At 66.3% G+C, this 19,057-nt stretch carries 17 protein-coding genes; 4 read left to right on the forward strand and 13 right to left on the reverse strand.

Features of this window, described 5'->3' with window-relative positions; translation table 11 throughout:
* The first annotated feature begins 26 nt into the window (after positions 1-26).
* The gene (locus tag LMQ14_RS26150; protein WP_267732494.1) at positions 27-2,012 is read left to right on the forward strand and encodes a M13 family metallopeptidase; all 1,986 of its coding nucleotides are present in this window, start codon (positions 27-29) and stop codon (positions 2,010-2,012) included.
* On the opposite strand, the gene LMQ14_RS26155 is transcribed toward LMQ14_RS26150, so the two are convergent.
* From LMQ14_RS26155 to LMQ14_RS28340, 5 genes are all read right to left on the reverse strand, one after another.
* Positions 1,996-4,239 carry a molybdopterin-dependent oxidoreductase gene (locus LMQ14_RS26155; RefSeq protein WP_267732495.1) on the reverse strand — a complete coding sequence of 748 codons (2,244 nt, stop codon included), beginning with the start codon at positions 4,237-4,239 and terminating at the stop codon, positions 1,996-1,998. The two genes, LMQ14_RS26150 and LMQ14_RS26155, sit on opposite strands and share 17 nt — an antisense overlap.
* Before the next feature lie 19 nt (positions 4,240-4,258).
* Positions 4,259-4,834 (reverse strand): TetR/AcrR family transcriptional regulator, encoded by a 576-nt coding sequence (locus tag LMQ14_RS26160; RefSeq protein WP_267732496.1) that lies wholly within the window; start codon positions 4,832-4,834, stop codon positions 4,259-4,261.
* A gap of 93 nt (positions 4,835-4,927) precedes the next feature.
* The gene (locus LMQ14_RS26165; protein WP_267732497.1) at positions 4,928-5,710 is read right to left on the reverse strand and encodes a TrmB family transcriptional regulator; all 783 of its coding nucleotides are present in this window, start codon (positions 5,708-5,710) and stop codon (positions 4,928-4,930) included.
* Positions 5,711-5,742: 32 nt separating this feature from the next.
* On the reverse strand, positions 5,743-7,374 hold the full coding sequence (locus LMQ14_RS26170) for a cation acetate symporter (RefSeq protein WP_267732498.1): 1,632 nt from the start codon (positions 7,372-7,374) through the stop codon (positions 5,743-5,745).
* Positions 7,371-7,661, reverse strand: a complete 291-nt coding sequence (locus LMQ14_RS28340) for a DUF485 domain-containing protein (RefSeq protein ID WP_420714722.1) — start codon at positions 7,659-7,661, stop codon at positions 7,371-7,373. The genes LMQ14_RS26170 and LMQ14_RS28340 overlap by 4 nt, the downstream gene beginning before the upstream one ends.
* 467 nt (positions 7,662-8,128) lie before the next feature.
* Between LMQ14_RS28340 and LMQ14_RS26180 the strand changes: the two genes are divergently transcribed.
* Positions 8,129-9,220, forward strand: a complete 1,092-nt coding sequence (locus LMQ14_RS26180; protein WP_267732500.1) for a carbon-nitrogen hydrolase family protein — start codon at positions 8,129-8,131, stop codon at positions 9,218-9,220.
* Here the strand turns inward: LMQ14_RS26180 and LMQ14_RS26185 are convergent.
* From LMQ14_RS26185 to LMQ14_RS26195, 3 genes are all read right to left on the reverse strand, one after another.
* Positions 9,217-10,218: a L,D-transpeptidase gene (locus LMQ14_RS26185; RefSeq protein WP_267732501.1), complete on the reverse strand. Its 1,002-nt coding sequence runs from the start codon at positions 10,216-10,218 to the stop codon at positions 9,217-9,219. The two genes, LMQ14_RS26180 and LMQ14_RS26185, sit on opposite strands and share 4 nt — an antisense overlap.
* A gap of 117 nt (positions 10,219-10,335) precedes the next feature.
* Positions 10,336-11,580, reverse strand: a complete 1,245-nt coding sequence (locus LMQ14_RS26190; RefSeq protein WP_267732502.1) for an MFS transporter — start codon at positions 11,578-11,580, stop codon at positions 10,336-10,338.
* A 140-nt stretch (positions 11,581-11,720) separates the two neighbouring features.
* Positions 11,721-12,011 (reverse strand): metal-sensitive transcriptional regulator, encoded by a 291-nt coding sequence (locus LMQ14_RS26195; RefSeq protein WP_267732503.1) that lies wholly within the window; start codon positions 12,009-12,011, stop codon positions 11,721-11,723.
* Between the two features lie 125 nt (positions 12,012-12,136).
* On the opposite strand from LMQ14_RS26195, the gene ilvD reads away from it, so the two are divergent.
* On the forward strand, positions 12,137-13,849 hold the full coding sequence (ilvD, locus tag LMQ14_RS26200) for a dihydroxy-acid dehydratase (protein ID WP_267732504.1): 1,713 nt from the start codon (positions 12,137-12,139) through the stop codon (positions 13,847-13,849).
* A 68-nt stretch (positions 13,850-13,917) separates the two neighbouring features.
* Here ilvD and LMQ14_RS26205 read toward each other — a convergent pair whose 3' ends face one another.
* The gene (locus LMQ14_RS26205) at positions 13,918-14,358 is read right to left on the reverse strand and encodes an SPW repeat protein (protein WP_267732505.1); all 441 of its coding nucleotides are present in this window, start codon (positions 14,356-14,358) and stop codon (positions 13,918-13,920) included.
* Between the two features lie 148 nt (positions 14,359-14,506).
* Positions 14,507-15,172, reverse strand: a complete 666-nt coding sequence (locus LMQ14_RS26210) for an O-methyltransferase (protein ID WP_267732506.1) — start codon at positions 15,170-15,172, stop codon at positions 14,507-14,509.
* A 202-nt stretch (positions 15,173-15,374) separates the two neighbouring features.
* Here LMQ14_RS26210 and LMQ14_RS26215 point away from each other — a divergent pair, with 202 nt between their 5' ends.
* Complete coding sequence (locus tag LMQ14_RS26215; RefSeq protein ID WP_324291090.1) at positions 15,375-15,530, forward strand: metallothionein; 156 nt, start codon at positions 15,375-15,377, stop codon at positions 15,528-15,530.
* 35 nt (positions 15,531-15,565) lie between these two features.
* Here the strand turns inward: LMQ14_RS26215 and LMQ14_RS26220 are convergent, their stop codons facing one another.
* Genes LMQ14_RS26220 through LMQ14_RS26230 form a run of 3 tightly spaced genes read right to left on the reverse strand, consistent with a single transcriptional unit; the run spans position 15,566 to position 19,001 of the window.
* Entirely contained in the window at positions 15,566-17,638 is a 2,073-nt protein-coding gene (locus LMQ14_RS26220) for a beta-glucosidase (protein WP_267735690.1), read from the reverse strand.
* Between the two features lie 53 nt (positions 17,639-17,691).
* Complete coding sequence (locus LMQ14_RS26225; protein WP_267732508.1) at positions 17,692-18,255, reverse strand: TIGR04338 family metallohydrolase; 564 nt, start codon at positions 18,253-18,255, stop codon at positions 17,692-17,694.
* Positions 18,252-19,001: a DUF2786 domain-containing protein gene (locus LMQ14_RS26230; protein WP_267732509.1), complete on the reverse strand. Its 750-nt coding sequence runs from the start codon at positions 18,999-19,001 to the stop codon at positions 18,252-18,254. The genes LMQ14_RS26225 and LMQ14_RS26230 overlap by 4 nt, the downstream gene beginning before the upstream one ends.
* Positions 19,002-19,057 lie beyond the last annotated feature (56 nt).

A 19,057-nucleotide genomic window follows, 5' to 3' on the forward strand; every position in this document is an offset into this window, starting at 1 on the left:
ACGCGGAAGATGGTAAGGATGGCAGGGTGACTTATGCGGCCACCCGCTCGGGCCTCGACCTGAGCCACATCGACGAAAATGCCCGTCCCCAAGACGACCTGTTCGGCTACGTGAACGGTCGCTGGCTGGCCGACTACGAGATTCCCCCGGACCGCGCCACCGACGGGGCCTTCCGCACCCTGTTCGACCAGGCCGAGGAGCAGGTCCGCGACCTGATCATCGAAGCGAGCGACAGCGGCGCAGCACCTGGCAGCGACCAGCAACGCATCGGCGACCTGTACGCCAGCTTCCTCGACGAGGCCGCCGTCGAGCGCCGGGGCATCCAACCGCTGCACGACGAGCTGGCCACCATCGACGGCGCGGCCGATTCGGCGGCGCTGGCCGCGGTCGTCGGCACCCTGCAACGCACCGGGGTGGGCGGCGGCGTCGGCGTCTACGTCGACACCGACTCGAAGAACTCGACCCGCTACCTGGTGCACGTCAACCAATCCGGCATCGGGTTGCCCGACGAGTCGTATTACCGCGACGAGCAGCACGCCCAGGTGCTCGCGGCCTACCCCGGACACATCGCGCGGATGTTCGCCCTGGTGTACGGCGGGGAGGCGAAAGACCACGCCGACACCGCGGCCCGCATCGTGGCACTGGAGACCAAACTCGCTGCCGCGCACTGGGATGTGGTCAAGCGCCGCGACGCCGATCTGACCTACAACCTGCGCACCTTCGCGCAGCTGCAGACCGAAGGCGCGGGTTTCGACTGGACCGGCTGGGTCACCGCGCTGGGCAGCACTGTCCAAGCTGTCGCGGAAGTCATTGTGCGCCAGCCTGATTACCTCACCGCCTTCGCGTCGCTATGGGATAGCGAAGACCTCGACGACTGGAAGCGCTGGGCGCGTTGGCGGTTGATCCGCGCCCGCGCCTCGTGGCTGACCGACGCGGTGGTCGCCGCGGACTTCGACTTCTACGGCCGCCTGCTGACCGGGACCGAACAGATCCGGGACCGGTGGAAGCGCGGGGTTTCGCTGGTCGAAAGCCTGATGGGCGACTCCGTCGGAAAGCTCTATGCCCAAAGGCATTTCCCGCAGGATGCCAAGTCGCGCATCGACACGTTGGTGGACAACCTGCAGGAGGCCTACCGGAGCAGCATCACCAACCTGGACTGGATGACGCCGCAGACCCGGGAGCGCGCGCTGACCAAGTTGGGTAAGTTCACCGCCAAGGTCGGCTACCCGGCGAAGTGGCGCGACTACTCTGCCCTGGTGATCGACCGCGACGACCTGTACGGCAACTACCGGCGCGGGCACGCGGTCAATCACGACCGCGAGCTGGCCAAGCTGGGTGGGCCGGTGGACCGTGACGAATGGTTCATGACCCCGCAGACCGTAAACGCGTACTACAACCCGGGGATGAACGAGATCGTCTTTCCCGCAGCTATTTTGCAGCCGCCGTTCTTCGACGCCCAGGCCGACGACGCCGCCAACTATGGCGGTATCGGGGCGGTGATCGGGCACGAGATCGGGCATGGCTTCGACGATCAGGGCGCCAAGTACGACGGCGACGGCAATCTCGTCGACTGGTGGACCGACGACGACCGCAGCGAGTTCGGCGCCCGCACCAAGGCACTGATCGAGCAGTACGAGGCCTACGTTCCCCGCGAACTCGACCGCGCCCACCACGTCAACGGTGCCTTCACCGTCGGTGAGAACATCGGCGACCTGGGCGGGCTGACCATCGCGCTGTTGGCCTACCAGCTGTCGCTTAACGGCGAGCCGGCGCCGGTAATCGACGGCCTGACCGGCGTGCAGCGGGTGTTCTATGGGTGGGCCCAGGTGTGGCGCACCAAATCCCGTGCAGCAGAAGCAATCCGGCGACTGGCCGTGGACCCCCACTCGCCGCCGGAGTTCCGGTGCAACGGCGTCATCCGCAACGTCGACGCCTTCTACGAGGCCTTCGACGTCGCCGAGGAGGACGCGCTGTTCCTGGAGCCGCAGCGCCGGGTCAGGATCTGGAACTGACCCCGGCCAACGCCTCGATGCGCGCCGGCACGTGCTTGTGCCATGGCGTTCCGGCGTAGGAGTCACGCCACCCGGTAGAGGTCAGCGTGTTCGGGGCGACGCCCGGGATGATGGTCTGCCCATCCTCCGCGACGTAGTCGAGCCCAAAACCGTTGGGCAGGGCCGCATGTCCGGGAAGCATCGTCTCGGTGATCTCGATGGTCGCCTCGGCGCTGCCGGCCGCGGTGGTGATGCGCGCCCGAGCGCCGTCGACGAGTCCGAGGTCCTGGGCATCCTCGACGCTGACGCGCAATGCTCCGTCGGCGTCGCGTTTACGCCAGGACGGGTCGCGGAAAATGTCGTTGGCGGTGTAAGCGCGCCGCTCGCCCACCGACAACACGATGGGCAGTTCCGCCGTGGTCAGTCGCGGCGGCGCGGCGGCCAACGCCCGCAAATCGTCGAGCATCTCCGGGATTTCGAGCGCGATCTTGTGATCGGAGTGGGTGATCAGCGCGAAGTCGTCCACATAGTCGTGCGCGGTGAATACCACCCCCGACGGGTTGTTCAGGATGGCGTCGAACAGCGCGTTGCCGTCGGCGTGGCCGGCCCGCCGCACGGCCTCGGGATAGGTCATCGCCGTCTTCTGCGCCAGCCCCCACACCGCGGCGGCCCCGGCCATACCGTCGGGCAGCGTCGGCCCGAGCGTTTCGTAGAGCACATACGGAACCAGCCGCGCCATCGTCGGATTGCCCGCTACGGCGTTCAGGAATGCCTCGGCGTAAGCCTCGCGGCCCTGGTCGGCGGCCTCGCGCAGCGGCCGCAGGTCAGCGTCGTCGAGCACGCCGAGCGCGCGCACCAGCCGAGTCCAGATCTCCGGCTCGGGCAGCGTTCCCGGCCGCGGCTTGAGCAGCGGTCGGCGCAAGTGAAAGCCGTTGTGCGGGAACTCGAAATTGAAGAACGTGGCCTCAGTCTTCTCGTATTGAGATGCGGCGGGTAATACGTAGTGAGCCAGTCGCGCGGTCTCGGTCATCGCGACGTCGACGACCACCATCAGTTCCAGCGATTGAAAAGCCTCCCGGCACGCCGTCGAGTCGGCCAGCGAGTGCGCGGGATTGGCGCTTTCCACGATCATCGCCCGGAACCGATCCGGGTGGTCGGTGAGTATCTCTTCGGGAACGGCGTTGGAAGGGATCAGGCCCGCAATGATCGGCGCGCCGGTGACGGGGGTGCGGCCCGACACCGTGCTGAACAGCGGCGCCAGCGACGAATGTAGGTGCTGGCCACCCTTTTTCGCGAAGTTGCCGGTGAAGATCCAGAGCAGCTTGTTCAAGTAGGAACTCAGGGTGCTGTTGGGCGCCTGCTGAACACCGAGGTCTTCGAACACCGAGACGCTCTCCGCGGTGCCGATGCGCCGGGCCGCGGTCCGCAATAGCTCCTCGTCCACCCCGCAGCGCTGCGCGTAGTCGGCGACCGAGATGTCGCGCAGCGCGTCACGCACGGTATCGACGCCGTGCACGTGCTCGGCGAGAAATGCTTCGTTACAAAGGTTTTCCTGCACCAGTACCGCGGCCAGGGCGGCCAGGCACCAGGCGTCGGTACCCGGTCGCACCCGCAGGTGGAAGTCGGACATCTTGGCGGTGTCGGTGACGACGGGGTCGATCACGATCATCGATCGCTTCGGGTCTTTGGCGATCTCGTTGAGCACCACCCGGGCCCGGGGAAAGCTTTGCGACATCCACGGATTCTTGCCGACGAACACCGCGACTTCGGCGTGCTCGAATTCGCCGCGGGTGTGCCCGCCGTACAGCTGCCCGTCGACCCAGGCTTCACCGGTCTTCTCTTGCGCCAGCGCGTTCGACCGGTACTTCGACCCCAGGGCCTTCAGGAAGGCGCCGCTGTATGCCCCGCCGAGATGGTTACCCTGCCCGCCGCCGCCGTAGTAGAAGATCTTGTCGCCGCCGTAGGCGTCACGGATGTGCTTGAATCCCTCGGCGATCTCGACAATCGCGGTTTCCCAATCGATTTCCTCGTAACTGCCATCGGCCCGGCGGCGCATCGGGGAGGTCAGTCGAGCGCGGTTGTTCTGGTAGTGGTCCAGCCGCAGCGCCTTATTGCAGGTGTAGCCCTGCGACGCCGGGTGGTCTTTGTCGCCGCGGATGCGCGACAGCGTGCGATCTTCGACTTGTACGACGATGCCGCAGTTGCATTCGCAGAGGATGCATGCGGTCGACTGCCACTCAGCGGCCATCGCGGGACTTCCTTTCGGACTACTTCTTCAAGGCGGTCAGCAGCGCGTTGCGCAGCTGACGGTGAGTGAGATCCAGCGGCGCCACATCGCGCCGCACCCGGGCCAACACGATGGCACCCTCGAGCGCCGACGTGGTCAGCACCGATAGTTCGCTGGCCTGCGCGGGCGGTATGCCGTCGGCGATGAGGCGCTGTGCGACCTGGCCGTTCCAGCGATCGAACACCGCTGCGGCCCGCTCGACGACGGGGGCCATCCGCTCGCGGTCCTGCTCGTCCCCGGATTCGACGGAAACCGCCACGACGGGACAGCCGGCGCGAAAATCGCTGTCCAGCAACTGGCGCCGGTACTTATCGAACAGGGTGTCCAGCAGGTCGAGGCCGCTATAGGCCTCGTCGATGACCGCGCCGACGTGCTCGCCGGCGTAATCGACCGCCTCGCAAAGCAGTTGGGTCCGACCGCCGGGGAAGTAGTGATAGGCCGACCCGCGCGGCGCGCCGCTGTGCTCCAGCACGTCCGAAATCGCGGTGGCGCGGGCGCCCCGTTCCCGGATCAACAGCGCAGCAGAGATCACCATCCGCTCGCGTGGACTTCGCATCGCACCCCTCTCGGCTATGTATGATGCTATACATAATCGTCGGCAGGCGGAAGTTCTCGGCGCGACATCGGCGGATGTCAGCTATTTCCGCAGTTACAAGGCGGCGCGCGCGGGCGAATCTTCAGCGGCGACGGCCCACAGCACCTCGAACAAGTTGCGGTGCATCTCGGCGTACTCGAGGCTCTCGACCACCAGCGCAAAGTTCTCGCGCTGGGACGAAATCATCGCCGCCGACATGTCGCCGATGATCATCGACATCGTGAAGAGGTATTCCGCGGGCACATAACGGGTGCGGCGATAGTCGTCTTGGCTGGTGGGCCAGCCGCCGGGCAGATCCTTCTCGGGCGACCTCAACACATGCAGCCACAGCTGACGCGCACGGCGCCCGGCGATGTACTCCTGCATCGCCTCGACTCCCGGCACGCTCAACAAGTCGCGCATCGACAAAACGCCGCGCAGCGGCGAAGGCCAGTCCAAGGTCTCGAACAACGCTGTCCTGATACCGGTCGCGCCCTCCAGATACCGCACCCGCGGAGCCGTGCCGGCCTTGGCATGAAAGGCACGTAGTTGTGGCACTACCGAATCCAGCACCCGGCGCCGCTGACTCCATTCGTCCAGCAGGCGTTGCGGATCTGCGGCTCGCACAACAGTTCTGGGGCGTCCGCCGGCTTTCGGGTCGTCGCGATGGCTGCCACCTTCGATCAGTGAAACCAGCCCACGCTGGGCGAGGCGTTTGGCGATGTCGTATGCGTTGGTGCGGCTGATCCGGGACGCCTGGGCGAGCTGGGCAATGGTTGCCGAGTCCGTGTTGAGCGCCGCCAGATAGAACCGAGCCTCCTTCGGTTCAAGCCCGGCTTCGACGAGCTCTGCCCACATTGCGTGTCTCTCCCGTCAAGCTCTGGGAAGCGTCAATGGGCGAGGGCCTTCTCCACGCCGACGCCGGTCAACGATCGAACCTCCATCTCCGCTTGCTTGGCCGGGTCCTCGGGCCGGCGCCGCCCGACGTAGGTTCCGATGACGCCGAGCGCGAACGCCAGCGGAATGCTGACGATGCCCGGGTTCGACAGCGGGAACCACGCGAAGTCGGCGTGCGGGAACATTGCCGAGCGATTTCCGGAAACCGCGGGCGAGAAGACGATGAGGACCAGACAACTGATCAGCCCGCCGTAGATGCTGAACAGGGCGCCGGCGGTGTTGAAGTTCTTCCAGAACAACGAATACAGCAGGGTCGGCAGGTTCGCGGAGGCGGCGACGGCAAATGCCAGAGCCACCAGGAACGCCACATTCTGGCCCATCGCAAGGATTCCGAGAACGATGGCCAGGATGCCGATCACCACGACCATGATCCGCGACACCCGAACTTGTTGTTCCTCGGAGGCCGCACCCCGTTTGATCACACCGGCGTAGATATCGTGGGCGAACGACGTGGCCGCCGTGATCGCTAGTCCGGCCACCACCGCCAGGATCGTCGCGAACGCGACGGCGGCGATCACGCCGAGGAAGATCGTTCCGCCCAACTTGAATGCGAGTAACGGCGCCGCGGAGTTCTCTTTCCCGGCGGTCGCCAGTATCACGTCGGGGCCGACCAACCACGCCGCGCCGTAGCCGATGGCCAACGAGAACAGGTAGAAAGTTCCGATCGCGCCGATCGCCCAGGTGACCGAGCGACGTGCCTGGATGGCGGTGGGGACCGTGTAGAAGCGCATCAGCGCGTGCGGCAGTCCGGCGGTGCCCAACACCAGGGCGATACCCAACGACAGGAAGTCCAGCTTGGTGATGTGGTTCGAGCCGTACTTCGCACCCGGTTCCAGGATGTTGTGACCGGCCACGGCATGGTTCTTCGAATGATCCACCACGCCTTGGGCATTGGCGAGCAGTTGGGAGAAGTTGCCCCGCACCGCGATCACGACCAGCAGGAAGATGATCGCCGCGCCCGTCACCAGCAGAACGGCCTTCACCATCTGCACGTACGTGGTGCCCTTCATCCCGCCGATGAGCACGTAGGCGATCATCAGGGCGCCGACGATCGCAACCACAGTCGACTGGCCCACTTCACTTTTGACGTCGAGCAACAAGGCGACCAGTCCGCCCGCGCCCGCCATCTGTGCGAGGAGATAGAACAGCGAGACCGTGAGGGTCGACACCGCGGCGGCCATCCGGACGGGGCGTTCCCGCAGCCGGAAGCTCAACACGTCGGCCATCGTGAAGCGGCCGGTATTGCGCAGCATCTCGGCAACCAGCAGCAGTGCTACCAGCCACGCCACCAAGAAGCCGATCGAGTAGAGGAACCCGTCGTAGCCGTAGACCGCGATGGCGCCGGACACGCCGAGGAACGACGCGGCCGAAAGGTAGTCGCCGGCGATCGCGAATCCGTTTTGCGCCCCCGTGAATTCGCCGCCGCCGGTGTAGAAATCGCTGGGCTTCTTGGTACTACGGCCGGCCCAGATCACCAACGCCATGGTGCCGATCACGAACACCGCGAAGACGGAGATGTTGATCACCGGATTCCCGACGTTGGCTGCCGCGAGGGTGGCGGTCACGCGCCCGCTCCTTCGAAGTCAGCACGGATCTTCGCGGCCCGCGGATCCAGCGTTCGGGCGGCGAACCTCACGTAGAGCGCGGTGATCCCGAAGGTCGTGACGAATTGGCCAAAGCCAAGCACCACACCAAGATTGATGTGGCCCAACACCTTTGTGGCCATCAAGGCGTGCGCGTACGTGGCGAGCAGCATGTAGGCCAGGTACCAGATCAGGAAGAATGCCGTCATCGGAAAGACGAACCGGCGCAACCGGTGGCGCAGGTCCTGAAACTCCGGGGTGGCTTGCATTCGCACGAAGTCGTCAAGATTCGGCGCGTGGCGTTCCTCACCCGGGCCGGCATCGAGGCCTGCTGGAGTCGAATTGCTTGCTGAATGGCCATTACTGGACGCCTGCAGCGGGGCGATGGGCGGGGTCGGACCGCGTTGCTGTTGGCTACCCGTTGTTGGCTGTGACACGTGAACCTCCGAAATCAGCAAAAAGTGGCGCGTCGGAAAGGCGCCGACTTTCTCACTGCGCGGCGCATCGAAAAGTGTTGTGCATCACTATAAGCGGCGCTACACCATCGGCAACCTAACGCTGAAAGTCTTTACCTACTACGGTGTCGACTGATTTCGACAACCTCTTACCGGCCCGCATCGTTGTCGAGAATTGTCGACAGTCGAGCCGGAATCCGGGACAGCACAATCCGATTGACAGTCGATCGGCGGTGAATAGAGTGGGATCCGCGGATCGACCGGAACCCGAACCATTGTCGATGGATCAGAACAATCTCGAGAAGGGCAACGACATGTCATCGCTCGACCTCCCGAAAGTGGCTGTTGCCGCCGTGAATGCGGCGCCCGTCTTTCTCGACCTACCGGCCAGCCTCGACAAGATGGAGGACCTGATCGCAACCGCTGCTCGAGACGGCGCGCAGTTGGTCGTTTTCGGTGAGGCGTTTCTTCCCGGATTCCCGGTCTGGAACGCTGTTCTGCCCCCGATCGATCAGCATGAATGGCACGAGCGCCTCGTTGCCGAGTCGATCGTCGTGCCCAGTCCGGCGACGGAGCGGCTCGGCCGCATTGCCCGCGCGCACGGGGTGACATTGTCCGTTGGGGTAAACGAACGCAACCCCGACAGCCTGGGCCAACTCTGGAACTCGAACCTGGTGTTCGACCCGAGCGGCCGGCTGGTGAATCACCGTCGCAAGCTCGTGGCCACCTGGTACGAACGCCTCACCTGGTCACACGGAGACGCGCACGACCTGCGGCCGGTCGAACTCGGCGGGTGGCGCCTCGGCGCGCTCATCTGCGGCGAAAACACAAACACGCTAGCGAGATTCACCCTGCTCGCCCAGGGCGAACGGCTGCATATCGCGACCTACCCACCGGCGTGGCCGTTCGACGGCCGGTCCGACGAGTTCGGCTACGACCTCGCCGAGTTCATCCGGCTGCGCAGCGCCGCCCACGCGTTTGAGGGCAAGGTGTTCGTCGTCGTCGCGGCGACGACCCTGGACGAGACGGCCATCCGCGAGGTCGCCCGCGGCGACTCCCGCGTCGAAAAGGCGTTGACGGCAACTCCTCCCGCCGCGATGGTGATCGGCCCCGACGGTCAGGTCGTCGCCGGACCGATGACTCAGCCGGAAGGAGTCCTGCACGCCGAGGTCGACTTGCAGCGGGAGGTCATCGCCAAGCAGGCCCACGACATCGTCGGCACCTACAACCGGGCGGACATCTTCAGCCTGTCAGTCGACATGAGCCGGCCGGTGATTCTGCGCGCGAATCAGCATGGGAGCGAACCGAATCGGGCCGACTCATCCGCATCGACGACCGACGACCACGTCGTCGTCACGAACAATCTCGGTTAGTTGGTGATCCAGTCGCTGGAGCCGTCGTTCTTCTTGTACGAGCCACCGCTGGAGTTCTTCACGATGATCGGGTCGCCCGCACCGAAGTTGTCGAAGAACCACTTGGCGTTGCTGGGGCTGATGTTGATGCAGCCGTGGCTGACGTCGCGTTTACCCTGGTCGTCCACCGACCACGGGGCGCTGTGCACGAAGTCGCCGACGTTGTCGAACCGCACGGCCAGCTCGACGGTCACCTTGTAGCCGTAGGTCGAGTTGACCGGCACCCCGTAGGTCGACGAATCCATCACCACCGAGGGCATCTTCTCCTGTACGTAGTACGTGCCGTTCGGGGTCTGGTGGTTGCCCGACGTCATGCCCATCGACATCGGGATGGTCTTCTCCACAGTGCCATTGCGCGTGACGGTGAGCTGATGCGTGGCGTCGTCGGCCGTGGCGATCAGCTGGTCTCCGGTCCGGAAGCTCGACCTGGTGCCACCCGCGTCGATATTCACCGCGGTGTTGGCGGGCCAGAAGTTGATCGGGCGCCAACGCAGCTGCGTCGGAGTCATCCAGTAGAACTTCCCGGGGACCGGCGGAATGGACGACACGTGCACGGCGGCCTGAGCGGCGCCGGCGTCATCGACATGTCCGGGGAAGTTGATGATGATCGGCTGCGCGACACCGACCATCGCGCCGGTCTTCGGGACGAACGAGGGCGTCCCGAACGGCGCGGTGCCGGTGAACGGGGTCGGGTCCTGCCCGTCGGCGGCCGCCACTGCCACCGGCGGCGCCCACGGAGGCGGCGGCGGAGCGTCACCCGGGGGCGGCGGCGGCAATCCCGGCAACGGCGGCAGCTCGAATGGCGGTGGAGGCGGAGCGGGGGGTGCGGCAACCACGTTCGGATCGGCGGGAACCGGGTCCGGATCCGCCAGTGCCGGGGCGCTGCCCAGCACGAACACAGCGGCGATACCGGCTGCGTTCAGAGCCGCGAAGAGGCTTGCCCTCGTCCAGCCCGACATATGCATCCCTCCAGTCAGTTACTGGACCCAGTGTGGCATAGCGGCGCCCCCAGCTACCTAATCCGCACCCGGCGCAACACTCGTCAGGCCCGCAATTGTGTGCTGTGAGCTGCCGGGTTATGAATCGCGTGAGCTTGACGGAGCAACGTCCAGCACCCGCCGGTTGGCCGCAATGCCGGCCAGCGCGATTCCCATCAAACCCGCCGACGCGGTGAGCATCGTCGCCACGCTGTGCTCGTACAACAAACCACCGGACAGGGAGCCGGCCATGATGCCCACCTGAAACGCCGTCACGTACAGGCCGGACGCGCCGTCGGGGTCGTCGGCGCCGTTGCGCATCGCGGCGGATTGCATCATCGGCGACACCGCGGTGGCCATGGCACCCCACAGCACGATGGCGGCGGTGCCGAGCAGCGCGGTGAGCACGGTCGTGGTGCGGTCGCCGAACGCCAGCGCGGTCAGCACCACGAATGCGGCGGTCAATCCCGCCATGCACAGGATGATCGCGCCCCGGGGCCGACGGTCCAGCGGCCGCGCCACCAGGGATACCGCCAGCAAGCCGGCCACCCCGTAGGCGGCCAGCAGCCAGGCCTGATTGGGCCCGCGCACGCCGACGACGTCGCGGATGACCACAGAGATGTAGGTGTATGAGACGAAATGTCCGGTGACCGCGACCATCGCCAGCAAGCTCACGATGATCAGTCGCGGATTGCGGTGGTGGGTCGATCGCGGGCCGACGCAGGCCAGCTGATCCTCGGTGAGCACCATCGGCGGCAATATCACCCGGGCGGCGACCGTGACGATGGCCGCCGCGGCCATCACGCACACGACCGCCAGCCGCCAGCCCCACATCAGGCTCATTGCCGCCGTGAGCGGGCTACCGATAACCAGCGCCAGGCTGGTCCCGACATAGATCGACGTCGTCGCGCGGCCCGCGTGGCTGGGCGGCACCAGGCGGGTGGCGATCGGGGCGATCACCGCCCACAGCAGACCGTGGGTGAACGCGCACAGCACCCGTCCCGCGGCCAGCACCGCGAAGTTGGGTGCCAGCGCCGAGATGACCTGCGAGGCGGTCAGGCAGGTCAGGCTGAGCATCAGCGCCCGCCGGCGCGGCCAATGCGCGGTCCAGCGCACTAGCGGAACCGTCGTCAGGGCCGCGACCAGCGCATACCAGGTCAGCAGGGTTCCCACATAGACGACGCTGACGTGCAAGTCCCGGGAGATCGCGGACAGCGCGCCCACCGGCAGAATCTCGGCCGTGACATAGATGAATGCCGCCGCGGCCAGCACTGCCAGCTGCGCGGCGATCCGTGGCGTCCACGTACGCGCGGTGGCGGCGGCTGTTCCGGTTTCGGCAGTCATGGCGTGGGATACGGTATCGGCCGGGCTCCCCAGTTCCTGGGTTGTCGTGCCTAATGCGATCACACTGCCTTACCGTACGCACCTCAACAACGGGTTCGTCCAACTTAGGACCGCAACATCGGTCTCAACTACGTCACCAATCAGGAACGAACCAGACGCGCGATGGCCGCGGATGCCTCGGCGAGCTTGTTGTCAGCGTCGCTGCCGCCCTCGGCGACCGCGCGCGTCACGCAGTGCCCGAGGTGCTCGTCAAGCAGGTTCAGCGCCACCGACCGCATCGCACTGTTCACGGCGCTGATCTGGGTAAGCACGTCGATGCAGTACTTGTCGTCCTCGATCATCTTCGCGATGCCGCGCACCTGACCCTCGATGCGTCGCAGCCGCTTGGCGTAGTTGTCCTTCTGCTGCGAATATCCGTGTGGAGTCGTCATCTCGGCCTCAAAACCCTTCCGGCTGCGCGCCCAGCTCCCGCTGCATGTCAATCCTCCACGATACCTCATACCCCAGCGGGGTATGGCCTGAAAATTGGCTTGTCAGGGCCGCGCATACTTGATCAATGGCCCTGCACCCCGACGCGGCAACCGCCGACATCAAACCCCGTAGTCGTGACGTCACCGACGGTCTGGAGAAGACCGCCGCCCGGGGCATGCTGCGCGCGGTAGGGATGGACGACGAGGACTGGGACAAGCCGCAGATCGGTGTCGCCTCGTCCTGGAACGAGATCACGCCGTGCAACCTCTCGCTGGACCGGCTGGCCAAGGCGGTCAAAGAAGGGGTGTTCGCCGCCGGCGGCTACCCGCTGGAGTTCGGGACGATCTCGGTGTCCGACGGCATCTCGATGGGCCACGAAGGCATGCACTTCTCGCTGGTGTCCCGCGAGGTGATCGCCGACAGCGTCGAGACGGTGATGCAGGCCGAGCGACTCGACGGCTCGGTGCTGTTGGCCGGCTGTGACAAGTCGCTGCCCGGCATGCTGATGGCCGCCGCTCGCCTGGACCTGGCGTCGGTGTTCCTCTACGCGGGCTCGATCCTGCCGGGGGTCGCCAAGCTCTCCGACGGCAGCGAGCGCGAGGTGACGATCATCGACGCGTTCGAAGCCGTCGGCGCCTGCTCGCGCGGGTTGATGTCGCGCGAGGACGTCGACGCCATAGAGCGAGCGATCTGTCCCGGCGAGGGCGCGTGCGGCGGCATGTACACCGCCAACACGATGGCCAGCGCCGCCGAAGCGCTGGGCATGTCGCTACCGGGCAGTGCGGCGCCCCCGGCCACCGACCGACGCCGCGACGGGTTTGCCCGGCGCAGCGGCCAGGCCGTCATCGAACTGCTGCGCCGCGGGATCACCGCCCGCGACATCCTCACCAAAGAGGCTTTCGAGAATGCGATCGCGGTGGTGATGGCATTCGGCGGCTCGACCAACGCGGTGCTGCACCTGCTGGCCATCGCCCACGAGGCGGAAGTCGATCTGTCCCTGGACGACTTCAGCCGGATCGGGTCCAAGGTGCCGCACCTGGCCGACGTCAAGCCGTTCGGCCGGCACGTGATGTCGCACGTCGACCACATCGGCGGCGTCCCGGTCATGATGAAGGCGCTGCTGGATGCGGGACTGCTGCACGGTGACTGCCTGACGGTGACCGGGCGCACCCTGGCCGAGAACCTGGCCGCCATCGAGCCGCCCGACCCGGACGGCAAGGTGCTGCGTTCGCTCAGCGACCCGATCCACCCGACGGGTGGGATCACCATCCTGCGTGGCAGCCTGGCTCCCGAGGGGGCGGTGGTGAAGTCGGCCGGTTTCGACTCGGACGTGTTCGAAGGCACCGCAAGGGTTTTCGACGGCGAACGAGCCGCCCTGGACGCACTTGAAGACGGCACCATCACCAAGGGCGATGCGGTGGTGATCCGCTACGAGGGCCCCAAGGGTGGCCCGGGAATGCGCGAAATGCTGGCCATCACCGGGGCGATCAAGGGTGCCGGGCTCGGTAAAGACGTGCTACTGCTGACCGACGGACGGTTCTCCGGCGGAACGACCGGCCTGTGCGTGGGACACGTCGCACCCGAGGCTGTCGACGCCGGCCCGATCGCCTTCGTGCGCGACGGCGACCGGATCCGGCTCGATGTCGGCGGCGGCACTCTTGACGTGCTGGCCGACCCGGCCGAATTCGCTTCTCGCCAAAAAGGTTTCACTCCTCCACCGCCGCGCTACAAGACCGGCGTGCTGGCCAAGTACGTCAAGCTGGTCAGTTCGGCAGCGATCGGCGCGGTCTGCGGCTAACCCTGCCCCGAGCCGATATCGATCGGCCGGGCAGAGTGAATTACTGTCTGGCTTAGCTGTTTTCGCCGCTACGCGTGGTCAGTCGCGGCGCGCGTGCGCATGCCGAAGTAGGCCGCGTTGAGACCGAGGAAGGTCATCAACGCGCCGGCGACGACATGCGACCAGATCGTGCCGGTGGTTAGCGTGACGCCCGGCACGGCCCACGGCGCGACGACGACCCATCCGCCCAATACCGGCAACGTCCAGGTCATCCCGTGCGCGCGGTCCAGCGTCGTCGCGAACCCGTACGCCAGGAACGCCACCGCGATCCCGACGATGAAGTCGGACGTGGCAAGCGATGCCGTCCCGCTGAATCCAACGATCCACGGTGATGCGGCGACGTACAGGCCCGTCAGCAGAGCCAGGCCAAAGGTGAAATGCGCACTCATCGACTCGGCGACGCGCTCGTAGCGCGCCCGCAGGGCCAACAAATCGGGGTGGTGATCGATTGATGAATGGACTGTACTCATTTTGTAACCTTTCTGTTATGCAGCAAGCCCGTTGTGTAGCAAGCACTGTGAGCGGACTGCACAACCATCCATCTGTTCCAGAGTACGCCCGATCACGCGACGTCAGCAACGAAAGTCGTTGCCGCTAAACGGCCGCCGTTCCTGCGGTTTAGAGCGCCTTCACCAACGCGATCGCAAAGCCGTCCCAGTGCTTGGCGCCGACCGTCTGAATCACCGCGGTGTCCAGCTGTGCGTGCTCACCCATCACCTGCAGCGCCTCACGCGTCGCGGCGACCTTGGCATCATCGGAGTCCGGCGCGAGTATCTCGCCTTCGCGAATAACGTTGTCCACCACTATGAGTGCGCCGGGGCGAGCCAGCTTGACCGCGAACCGCACATACTCGACGTAGTTCTCTTTGTCCGCATCGATGAACACCAGGTCGAAGGGATCACCGTCGATGGTGGGCAAGGTTTCCAACGCCGCGCCGACCAAAACCTGCACCCGGTCGGCGACTTCGGCCCGCTGCAGGTTGGCGCGTGCGACATCGGCGTGGTTGGGCTCGTACTCCAGCGTCACTACCTGTCCGTCCTGGCCCACCGCGCGCGCCAGCCAAATGGTGCTGAAACCACCGAGGGTGCCGATTTCCAGAACGCGGCGCGCCCCGATCGCAGTGGCCAGCAGGGACAGGAACTTGCCCTGCTGCCACGACACGGCGATCTGCGGCAGCCCGGCCGCGTTGCTGGCCTCCAGCGCGGCGGACAAGGCCGGATCGTCACCGATGACGGTGCTGTCCAAGAAGGCGTCGACGTCTTGCGGGGTGGGTTTCTCGGTCATGCGATCAACGCTAGCCGCGCGCGCCGCACCCCCGGCGTCGCGCCTGGTCACACATCCGATCGATAACAGACACCCCGCAAGTTCTTTACCAGATACCCGTATGGGGTATACATTGAGCGCGGTCGCCCGCTCGGCGGGCAACCACTGAAGAAGGTAACCACCGGATTCCGGTGAACGAACCGGAATCCCGCAACAGACAAGGGTGATTCACATGGCGCATTACGACGAGGGGACGCTGCTGACCTGCGGTCACGAGGGGTGCGGGTGTCGCGTCCGCATCGAGGTCCCCTGCCACTGCTCCGGCGCGGAGGAGGATTACCGCTGCGCCTGCAGCGAAGTATTGGTGCCCGTCAAGTAGATCCCGCAGGCCGGTCGGTGCGTTCGCAGTGCGACTCAGCGCGCGAACGCTCGGCCGGCCAGCTCGACCTCGGCCGTGAGCCGTAGCGCGACCGCCGAGGCGCCGACCGCCACTGTGTGGGGGCCCGGCTTGATCCGCCAGCTTGCGCCTTCATAACGCGCGAGCAGGCGCGGGTCCGCCGCGATGGTCACCCGGCACGTCGCCCCCGGGTCCAACTCGACCCGCTCGAATCCCAACAACCGCAGACATCGCGCACCGGCGCCGGTCAGATATAACTGCGGGACATCGGCCCCGCTGCGATCGCCGGTGTTGACGACGGTGAAGCTCGCCGTCACCGTGTTCCCGCCGGTGACCACCAAGTCGCGGTACTCAAAGCTGGTGTAGGACAAGCCATGACCGAACGCGAACAACGGCGTTTGGCCCCGGTCGTGGAACCACCGGTAGCCGACCTCGGCACCTTCGAAGTAGTCGATCGTGGTCGGTGTCCCGAACGGGGCGCCGAGGTCGGGCAGCTCCGGGCGCGGTGTCTGACCGAGTCCGACCGGAAACGTGATCGGTAGCCGTCCCGATGGATTGACTTGGCCCGCAATGATCTCCGCAATCGCCTGACCGCCGGCCTGGCCCGGATACCACGCCTGCACGATCGCGTTCGCCGACTCTTGCCACGGCATCGCCACCGGGTTGCCGGTCTCGAGCACCACGACGGTGTTCGGGTTGGCGGCCGCGACCGCGGCGATGACCCCGTCCTGGCCCCACGGCAGCGACAAGTCGGCGCTGTCGAAACCCTCGCCTTCGACGCGGATCGCGAACACGATCGCGACGTCGGCCCGCCGCGCGGCCAGCACCGCCTCCGCCGGGCTGAGACCCGGATCAAACTCGATCTGCGCGTGGGGGAACTGCTTCCTGAGTTCGTCGAGCGGACTGGACGGCAAGAGGTACAGACTTCGGGTGCCGCCGGTCAGGCCCGCGCCCCCGATCGGGATCACCTGCGCGTAGCCGCCCGGTGGAACCACGGCACTCGAGCCGCAGCCGGTGGGAACCCCGAGCTGCGCGTAGCCGCCGATCACGGCGATACGGGCATCGGGCGCCAGCGGCAGCACCCCGCGGTTCTGCAGCAGCACGGTCCCCTGCCGCGCGATCTGCAGCGCAATCTCATTGTGGGCGGCCATATCCGGCTTAGAAGTGGGGCCAACCGTGTCCCCACCTCGGTCGATTCCGACCGCGAACATCGAACGCAGGATCCGCCGAACCATGTCGGACAGACGGTCTTTGGGCAACCTGCCGTCGGCGTAGGCGGACCGCAGGGGTTCGGTGAACGCCTCGGATTGCCAGAACACGGTGTCGATCTGGGCGCCGCATTCCTGGTCCAACCCTTGCAGCGCGCACTCCCAGCTCGGGGTGGCGCCCCAGTCCGACATGACCCAACCGCGGTATCCCCAAGCACCTTTCAGGATGTCGATGAGCAAGACCCGGTTCGCCGAGGCGTAGTCACCGTTGACCTTGTTGTAGGCCGTCATCACCGCGCCGGGCTGGGACCGCTCGATCGCGATCTCGAAGGCCAGCAGATCGGATTCGCGATGCGCGTCGGGATCGATGATCGCGTTCAGCCAGTGCCGGTTGGTCTCGTTGCAGTTCAGCGAATAGTGCTTGAGCGTCGAGATGACGCCCTGTTGCTGGATGCCTTTGACGGATTCGGCGGCGATGGTGGCCGTCAAAAGCGGGTCTTCCGAGACGTATTCGAAGTTGCGGCCATTGCGCGGGTCGCGTGCCAGGTTCATCGCGCCCGCCAGTTGGACGTTGAAGCCGCGGCTGCGCGCCTCGCGGCCGATCACCTGGCCCGCGGCGTGCGCGAGAGCGGGATCGAAACCCGCGGCCAGCGCCAGGCCGGCCGGCAGCGCGGTCGCGGTGTCACCCGGCCGGTAGCCGGGATTGGTGACTCCGAGGCCGGCGTCGCTCATCCGCAGCGCCGGGATACCGAGCCGGGGGATCCCCGGCACATACCCGGCACTCATCGGGGTGCCGGGCGGGATGCGGTCATCCGGCAGCGGCCACAGTTCCGACATTCCCATCACCGCGACCAGCAGCGTGAATCGCTCGTCGTCGGTCATCCGGTTTTCGATGTCGCACGCCCGGGCGTCCGGATCGTCTAATTCGCCCAGGCTCAATTGTCCGGCTCCTCAACGGCCCGCCCAGCGGGCCGCATCGTCGCCGTCCAGTGCACACCCTCTTTGGCGTAGACCACCCGCAGCACGTGCCCGAGTTCCGGTCCCATCACCAGCTCGGCCAGCGAGCAGATCGTGTCGACAAACTCCGGACCGTGCGCCGGCTGCGCATGGCACAGATGGTGTGCCACCTCGTGCAACACCACCAGCTCGCGCAGCGCCCAGTCGGCGGTGTTACGGTCGGGAACCGCGATAATGCCTGCACCATCATGGTTTTCGTAATGCGCGGCAGTAGCGGCCCGCCGCGACCGCACTCTCAGCGGTGACACCTCGGGCCAGCGGTCCCGCACCGCCGGTAACGCAAGCACCTCGTCAACATAGCGCTGCACGGACGCCACGGAGCCGAATCGCCCTTCCGGCGGCAGCGTCAACTGCGTGCCGAAAAACTCCACGGCCGAAGAGCCGTACTCGGCGGCCCGGTCGAACATGGTGCGGACGAACTCCTCGGCCGCATACACCTTGGAGCGCTGGGAATCCCGCTTGGGCGCATCCCCTTCGGTCACGTGCCCAGCGCGCTCCGCGCTCCGGGCAGCTCGGGACTGTCGCCGAGCCGCGCGCGTTTACCGGCCCGATCACCCGCGCGCCGTGCGGCCGACGAGTACCCCGCCGTCGCTCGGCTGACTTGGTAGGTGCCACGCGCCTTGGACGCCCTGCGGTAATGGTCATGCAGCTCAACATCTTTGTCCCGCAAAGCAATAGCGGTACCAGGCCGACGACTGCGATCCCGGGTCGCCTCGCGCCGTGCCTCTTCGCGCGCCTCGCCGAGCCGGTGACCGACGCGGGCCCCGAAGGCCAGCTGGAAGTTGAGCCGCGCGGTGATCGTCGGAGTGGGCCGGTGGGCGCCCGACGCGAGGTAGCTATCCGAGGCCCGCACCATTTGAACGACCAGGCTGGCGTACAGGGCGTGGCTGGCGTCGATGTCCTCGGCGAACCCGTAGGCGTACACGAACGTCGAATTCGACGCCACGTCGCAGCGCACGTCGTTGGCCGACGCGATCACCACGAAGAGCTGCACGTAGGTCCGCAACCCCTTGGTGCCGGCCGTCCCGATCGTGATGGTCCGCTGGGTCGGCGCTTGGGCCGCCGAACGGGTGGCCGCATGGGAACGGGCGACCGCCAAGTCGATGGACGCCGCCGTCGCCAACCGCTGCGCGGCGGTCATGAAGGCGTCGGCCTCGTGCGTGTTGTCAGTGCCTTCGGCCTGACGCAGCAGCGCGGCGATGCGCGCCAGCATTTTGTCGTCAGTCATAGCGCCGCTCCTCCTCATCGCTGCGCTCTGCATCGTCGCCGGCGCGGGTCATATCG

This window comes from Mycobacterium sp. Aquia_213, assembly GCF_026625985.1.
Taxonomy (GTDB): Bacteria; Actinomycetota; Actinomycetes; order Mycobacteriales; family Mycobacteriaceae; genus Mycobacterium.